The sequence below is a fragment of the Nitrospira sp. BLG_2 genome, assembly GCF_049222245.1.
Window position 1 is genome coordinate 1 of sequence record NZ_JBLYIG010000142.1, and the last position, 5,843, is coordinate 5,843.

Here is a 5,843-nt window from a genome sequence, read left to right on the forward strand (position 1 = left end):
GCGGAAATGCATCGGGCCATGCCAGCGCCCGCATGGCGATGTACTGCGTCGTCCACTCCCCCACGCCGGGCAGCGCCCGCAAACGTTCCAGCGTCGCGTGGAGATCCGTGTGAGGCGTTAAGATCACATCGCCGTCCGCTACGGCGCGCGCGAGCGCGATCACGGTGCGTGCGCGCGCCGCCGGCATGCCCAAGCGCGCGATGAGATCGACCGCGACGCCGGCCACACGCGCCGCAGAAGGGAATATCGTCGTCAGTGCCTCAAACGGCGTCTCGATCGAATCTCCAAGCGCGGCGGCAAAGCGGCCCGCGATGGTCCGTGCCGCGGCTACAGTCACTTGTTGCCCAATAATCGCCCGTACCGCGACTTCGAATCCGTCGAACGCACCTGGGACGCGCATGCCGGGACGACCCTGCGACAGCTCACCCAACACGCCCGCTACTTCGGTTGGATTGCAGGAGAGATCCATGAGCGTCTTGATACGCGCAAGCAATGGAGGAAGAACCCGGGCGAGCGATGACGAGACGACGACATGCAGTGCCGGCTTTTTCGGCGACAATCCGATCTCGACCCATCCCGAATGATCCTTGCCTTCTGTCGTCACGCGCACCGTGCGACGGTAACAGGCACCATCGAGCATCTCGACACCGGCAACGGCCCGCGTACCGAGAAACGTCCGCATCGCCGACCAGTCGTAGGGCGGGCGGAAACTGAGCTCGAAGCTCAAGGCGTCGCTGACCGGCATCACCTTATCATGTGCACACTGTCGCAACTGCCCTGGCTGTAGACGATATCGCTGCCTGAAGAGCGCATTGAAACGCCGCAAACTCCCAAACCCGCTCGCGAACGCTACTTCGGTGATCGGCAGACCGGTATCGGTGAGCAGGCGTTTGGCAAGCAGCAGACGCTGCGTCTGAGCAAACTCGACGGGTGAGACGCCGAACTCGGCGCCGAACACCCGGCGCAAATGCCGACCGGTGATACCGAGACTCGATGCGACGCCTCCCAATCCGTCAGCATTGAGTCCGCGATCCTCGATCAGGCTCGCCGCAGCCTGTGCCACGCGAGTGGTCGCATCCACGCTCGCATTGCCCGGCGCCAGTTCGGGACGGCAACGCAGACAAGGCCGGTAGCCGGCTACTTCCGCCGCGGCGGCGCTCGGATAAAAGCGGCAGTTCTCCAATCTGGGCGGCTTCACTGTACAGACCGGGCGGCAATAGATACATGTGGATGAGACGGCGACGAAGAATCGTCCGTCGAAGCGCGGATCGCGCGCCCGTAACGCTCGGTAGCACGTGACAGAATCAAGCATCATGGGTGTCATTATAGCGACGGCGAACGGAGATCTGCTCGCCATTTCCGGACATCACCACCTGCCATCCAACTGAGAAAACATACGAGCAGCCCGTTATAGCTGCCGCGGCCGATTCGTTCGTTTCAATCCTCATCGCCGCACCGGGAAGACAATCGCACACAATGTATGCCTTAAGGAACCTCATGCCCTACTGGCTCATCACCCGAACGCCGTGACCTTGCCACTGTGTAGATCGTAGACGGCGCCGACGACCTTCAGCGTTCCTTTCTTCACCGAACCGGCCACGATCGGCTCCAGACGCGTGAGCCGCTCCACCCCCTGCTCGACGTTGGCCTTAATGGCGTTATCGAGTATGTTGCCCGGTTTACCCTTTACGGCCGCCACAGCCGGCCTGATCAGATCGACAAGATTGCCGATGGAACCTGGCGGAGCATCCTTATCAGCAATATGCTTGATGGCGGCTTTGACTGCGCCGCATTGGCTATGGCCCAACACCACGATCAGCCGCACATCGAGTTCAGCAACCGCATACTCGATGCTTCCCTTCACGATAGCGCCCGAACCGTTGATTACGTTTCCGGCCACGCGGACCACGAAGAGATCTCCCACACCCTGATCGAAGATCAATTCAGGCGCAACCCGTGAGTCCGCACAGCAGACGACAGCGGTGAGGGGGGCCTGGCCCTCTGCAAGCGGCATGAAGTCCTCCGGCTTCCGGCGCGGGTGAGCGAGATCCCCCCTCATAAACCGCTTGTTGCCCTCAAGCAATTGAGTCAACACCACATCCAGGTCTCGTCCTCCCATGGGTAGGTCGCCGGCACGCCCGATCGTCGAAAGCGTCGAAAGGGTAATACCGGCCGCGCCGGCCGCCAATCCGGAAAGCCGCAAGAACTCACGTCGGGACATCGGTTTCGGAACTTGCATGGCATGCCTCCTTCGGAATCAGTAGTCAGGTTCATCACTCTTTTAGTTCGGCAACACCAGGCATTCCGCATGCTGAAGAAGAACCGATTTCTTTTCAAATGGTGCAGCGTATAAACGTTCGCAAATAGAGATTTCGTTCTCCCTTCCAGAAAGACTCGTACAGGCAAGAACATGTACCTCATTGCAATAAATCGGGTGTGCTGAGGCGCGATATTCTGCGATCCAGCGGTGGTTAATGCAACTCCTTTTCCTGTCGCTACAAGGATCAGACAACATACCTGAAGAACGCGCGCAGTCGTGGTCCGTCGTCATCCACTCCGCACCTGTCTCAATGTCGAGAGCGGCCAAGTACGCTCAGCGCCAGTTCGGAAATTCCGAAAGCCGCGGCCATCTAAGAATATGGTTCAGCCGTGCAATAGGCATATTGATATCAAGAACTACCTCTACCACTGAGGCCGCTCCATGCGGTAGACGACGCGCGATGACAATCGGCAAGTCAGCTTGTCGACTTCAGCCATTTCAACAGCTATGGTATGTGGCTGGAGGTGTCTCATGAAATATCTTCTGCTGGTCCACCACAATGAGGGCGCGTTTAACCGGATCCCGGAAATCACGCGCAAGGACATGCTCGCCGAATCAATCCAGCTCTGCCACCGACTCGACGGGAACGGGCAATATGTCCATGCCTCCCCACTGCAGCCTGAGGCGACAGGAATCGTCGTTCGGGTGCGCAATGGCAAGGCAACGGTCACCGATGGGCCGTTTGCCGAGACAAAAGAACAGCTCGCCGGCTATTTTCTCATCGAAGCACAGGATCGTGATGAGGCCGTTCATATCGCCACGCTGGTACCCGGTGCTCGTATTGGAACGGTTGAAGTCAGGCCGCTAAGAGAGGTCACCGGCCTGCCGGGTGAAGAGGAGTCCAACTTCGAATAGGGAAAAGCAGCGACTCTGTCGAACCGTCGCATGGTCCTCGGCCAACAGCATCAGCAGGATAGAGCCTCCGGAGCCGGTGAATGCCCCTAATGCCCCTATTGAGCCGCAACAATCTGATGCGTCATACTACGCCGCGACCATGGATCCGACTTCTGCATCGCCGTGCGGCACACTAACGGAGCGCCATCAGGCACTATTGGAGGTGGCGGAAGCGATCTCGACGCACCGCGACCTACACGAACTCTTTCGCGATCTCGTTCAGCGGCTCCCGCGCGTGGTGGACGTGAATTTCGTTTCCCTCTCATTGCACAATCCGCTGCGCAACCATATCCGCCTCCAGACCATTCAAGCGAACGTGCCTGCCGAGCTCTTGGGCGGCCATGAGGAACCTGTCGATGAGACTCCCGCCGGCTTCGTCTTCCTCACACAGCGACCGGTTCTCGTGCCGGATCTTGCCGACGAGCATCGTTGGCCGAAGGTCCTTCATCGCATGCAGGAGGACGGCGTCAATTCATTTTGCGTCATTCCCCTGACCACCGCCGTACGACGACTGGGCGCCATGGGGTTTTCGAGCCTGCAGAAGGCGGCCTACAGTGAAACGGACTTGGAGCTCCTTCAGCAAGTGGGGCAATTGGTCGCCGTGGCGGTGGACAATGTGCTTCATCACCGAGATCTCACACTCGACCGTGAGCGATTGCGGCTCTTGCTTGAGGTGTCGGAGGCGATTGCCACCCATCGTGATCTCAAGGTTTTGTTCAAGGAATTGGGCAAACGGCTGCCTTCCGTGGTGCCGTTCGAATTCATCGGCCTCATCTTGCATGATCCTCTGCGGGAAGTGATGAGAATTCACGTGATCGCGACTGAACAAACCGAACGTATTCCAGATGGGTTTGAGCTGACAATGGAAGAATCCATCTCGGCGTGGGTGCTCAAGAACCAACAATCAGTCATCATGCCGCGCGTCAATGAGGAAACCCGTTTCCCCAGGATCATCGGGATGTTTCGGGACATGAACGTGCAGTCCTGCTGCTTCCTGCCGCTCACCACGGCTGTACGCCGATTGGGCGCGATCGGATTCGGCAGTGTGAACCCTTGCGCATTTGGGGACTCAGAGGTTGAATTCTTAAATCAAGTCGCCAAGCAGGTCGCGGTTGCCGTGGACGATGTGTTGAACCATCAAGAAGCACAGACGGCGCAGCAGCAACTGGCCCACGAACGCGACCGGTTGCGGCTGCTCCTGGAAGTGACGGAATCGATCGCGTCACACCGCGACCTTGAAGAACTGTTTCACGATCTCGCGCGGCGGCTCCCTCAGGTCGTGCCATTCGATTTTATCAATGCTGTTTTGCACGAGCCCGCGCGCGATGTCATGCGCCTCTGGCTCTTGGTGATTTCGACACCGAGCACAATCAACCCTGGAATTGAAACCCCCGTCAATGAATCTCCCGGCGGATTGGTGTGGAAAACCCAACAGCCGTTGACGGTGGACGACATCGCCCAAGAGCACCGTTTCCCGAAGTTGATGACGATGTTCCGCGAGAACGGCGTCCAATCCTTCTGTGTGGTGCCGCTCACGACCGCGCAGCGCCGCCTGGGCGCTATGGGATTTGGAAGCCTCCAGCGCAGGACGTATCGAGAAGTAGACATCAAATTTATGCAGCAGGTGGCAAGTCAGGTCGCTGTGGCCGTGGAAAATGTGCTGAACTACGAAACCGCGAAATTGGCACAAGAGGGGCTCGCCCGGGAACGAGATCGGCTCAGCTTGATGTTGGAAATCAACAACGCCGTCGTGTCGCATCTCGAATTACGAGAACTTCTGAGAGCGATTTCCGCTTGCCTCGCGCGTGTGATCCCGCACGATCTTGCATGGTTGTGCCTCTATGATCCTGCGAATCAAGAACTGCGAACTCATGCTTTGGACTTTCCCAGCAATCAGGACTTCACCGGAGCAGGAGATTCGATTCCGCTTGAAGGAACCCCGGAAGGATTGGCATTCACGTCTCGAAAGACAGTCCATATAAAAAAATTGAACCTGACCGAATTTCCCACAGAGATTATGAAACGGGCCGCGGCGGAGGGTCTACAATCGGGCTGTGCCATTCCTCTCGTCTCTCACGAGCATGTGCTTGGCACACTCAGTGTCGTCAGTGTCAACGAGGATGCGTTTACAGAGCAAGATGCGGAATTGTTGGGACAGATCGGCGCGCAAGTGGCGCTGGCGGTGGCGAATTCCACTGCCTATCAAGAAATTGCGAATCTGAAGGACAAGCTGAAGAAAGAAAAACTGTACCTCGAAGAAGAAATTCAGACGGACTACAACTTTGACGAAATCGTCGGCGAGAGCCGTTCCCTCCAGCAGGTCCTCAAGCAGGTCAAAACGGTCGCCCCCACGGACTCTACGGTCTTGATTCTGGGTGAAACCGGCAGCGGGAAAGAGCTCGTCGCTCGAGCGCTCCACAATCTGAGCAGCCGGCGCGAACGCACGTTCGTGAAACTGAATTGCGCCGCGATCCCGACCGGTCTGCTCGAAAGCGAATTATTCGGACACGAAAAGGGAGCCTTTACCGGTGCGATTGCGACCAAGATCGGCCGGTTTGAATTGGCCGACCGAGGAACGCTTTTCCTCGACGAAGTCGGAGAAATTCCCCTAGAGCTCCAGGTCAAGCTT

At 57.9% G+C, this 5,843-nt stretch carries 4 protein-coding genes; 2 read left to right on the forward strand and 2 right to left on the reverse strand.

Annotation, left to right across the window (positions count from 1 at the left end):
- Together ACOSYY_RS04075 and ACOSYY_RS04080 are read right to left on the reverse strand one after the other, a co-directional pair.
- The coding region (locus ACOSYY_RS04075) for an AlkA N-terminal domain-containing protein (protein ID WP_421660994.1) at positions 1-1,315 on the reverse strand (1,315 nt) is incomplete at its 3' end.
- A gap of 198 nt (positions 1,316-1,513) precedes the next feature.
- Entirely contained in the window at positions 1,514-2,239 is a 726-nt protein-coding gene (locus ACOSYY_RS04080) for a carbonic anhydrase (RefSeq protein ID WP_421660995.1), read from the reverse strand.
- 552 nt (positions 2,240-2,791) lie between these two features.
- Between ACOSYY_RS04080 and ACOSYY_RS04085 the strand changes: the two genes are divergently transcribed.
- Together ACOSYY_RS04085 and ACOSYY_RS04090 are read left to right on the forward strand one after the other, a co-directional pair.
- Entirely contained in the window at positions 2,792-3,175 is a 384-nt protein-coding gene (locus ACOSYY_RS04085; protein ID WP_421660996.1) for a YciI family protein, read from the forward strand.
- Positions 3,176-3,251: 76 nt separating this feature from the next.
- The coding region (locus tag ACOSYY_RS04090; RefSeq protein WP_526023277.1) for a GAF domain-containing protein at positions 3,252-5,843 on the forward strand (2,592 nt) is incomplete at its 3' end.